This window comes from Pantoea sp. 18069 (assembly GCF_902706035.1).
In the GTDB taxonomy this organism is placed as follows: Bacteria; Pseudomonadota; Gammaproteobacteria; order Burkholderiales; family Burkholderiaceae_C; genus Comamonas.
This window is the reverse complement of sequence record NZ_CACSJA010000079.1, coordinates 1-1,830: the sequence shown is the minus strand read 5'-3', so window position 1 is coordinate 1,830 and position 1,830 is coordinate 1. Positions and strand designations below refer to the sequence as shown.

General features: G+C 66.9%; 1 protein-coding gene. It reads left to right on the top strand.

Annotated features, from left to right (window positions below):
- Positions 1-13 precede the first annotated feature (13 nt).
- Positions 14-1,830, top strand: a 1,817-nt coding sequence (gene lpdA, locus GVL12_RS25600; RefSeq protein WP_159918369.1) for a dihydrolipoyl dehydrogenase, incomplete at its 3' end; no start/stop codon positions are given.

Sequence of the window (1,830 nt, the reverse complement as noted above, 5' to 3'; positions counted from 1 at the left end):
AGGAGTCATGCAGATGGCCATCATTGATATCAAGGTCCCTGACATTGGCGACTTCGACACGGTCGGCGTGATCGAGCTGCTGGTGCAGCCCGGCGACACGGTTGCCGTGGACCAGAGCCTGATCACCGTCGAGTCCGACAAGGCGTCGATGGAGATTCCCTCGTCGCATGCGGGCGTTGTGAAGGAATTGCGCGTGAAGATAGGCGACCAGGTTGCCCAGGGCAGCGTGGTGCTGACGCTGGAAGCCGGGGCCGAGGCTTCGGCGCCCGCAGACGCGGCTCCGGCAGCGGCGCCTGCTCCTGCGCCCGCCGCTGCCGCCCCCGCACCTGCGGTGGCGCTGCCAACGGCGGCTGCCGGCGCAGCACCGGCTGTGCCTGCACCTGTGCCCCAGCAATATGCGGGCGCTGCAGCCGACCTCGAGTGCGACGTGGTCGTGCTCGGCGGTGGCCCCGGCGGCTACTCTGCGGCGTTTCGCGCCGCCGATCTGGGCCTCAAGGTGGTGCTGGTCGAGCGCTATGCGACGCTGGGCGGCGTGTGTCTGAACGTGGGCTGCATTCCGTCCAAGGCGCTGCTGCATGTCGCGGCCGTGATGGACGAGGTCAAGCACCTGTCGGCCGTGGGCGTGGACTTCGGTGCCCCCCAGGTGAATATCGACACGCTGCGCGGCCACAAGCAAAAGGTCATAGGCAAGCTGACCGGCGGCCTGGCGCAGATGGCGAAGATGCGCAAGGTCACGGTGCTGCGCGGCTATGGCCAGTTTGTCGGCAGCCACCACCTATCGGTGGAAGCGACGCAGGGCGAAGGCACCGAGCGCAGCGGCACCAGCCAGGTCGTGCAGTTCAAGAACGCGATCATCGCCGCAGGTTCGCAGGCCGTGCGCCTGCCGTTCATGCCCGAAGATCCGCGCGTGGTCGATTCCACGGGCGCGCTGGAGCTCAAGGAAGTTCCCAAGCGCATGCTGATCCTGGGCGGCGGCATCATAGGCCTGGAAATGGGCACGGTGTATTCGACGCTGGGCGCACGCCTGGATGTGGTGGAAATGATGGACGGCCTGATGCAGGGCGCGGACCGCGACCTGGTCAAGATCTGGCAGAAGATGAACGCGCCGCGTTTTGACCACATCATGCTCAAGACCAAGACCGTGGGTGCCGAGGCCACGCCCGAAGGCATCAAGGTCACGTTTGCCGCGGCCGAAGAGGGCGGCACGGCGCCCGAGCCGCAAACCTACGATCTGGTGCTGCAGGCCGTGGGCCGCACGCCCAACGGCAAGAAGCTGGCGGCCGAGGCCGCGGGTGTGTCGGTGACCGACCGCGGTTTCATTCCGGTCGATATCCAGATGCGCACCAGCGCGCCGCATATCTTTGCCATTGGCGACATCGTCGGCCAGCCCATGCTGGCCCACAAGGCGGTGCATGAAGCGCATGTGGCGGCCGAAGTGATTGCGGGCGAACAGCAGGGCAACAAGGAGCTGGCCGCGGCCGCGTTCAATGCGCGAGTGATCCCCAGCGTCGCCTATACCGACCCCGAAGTCGCCTGGGTGGGCCTGACCGAAGACCAGGCCAAGGCACAGGGCATCAAGGTCAGGAAGGGCCTGTTCCCCTGGGCGGCGTCGGGCCGGGCGATTGCCAATGGCCGCGACGAGGGCGTGACCAAGCTGCTGTTCGATGATTCACCCGAGGCCCATGGCCACGGCCGCATCCTGGGCGGCGGCATGGTGGGCACGCATGCGGGCGACATGATTGGCGAGATCGCGCTGGCGATCGAGATGGGGGCGGACGCCGTCGACATAGGCAAGACCATCCATCCGCACCCGACGCTGGGCGAAAGCAT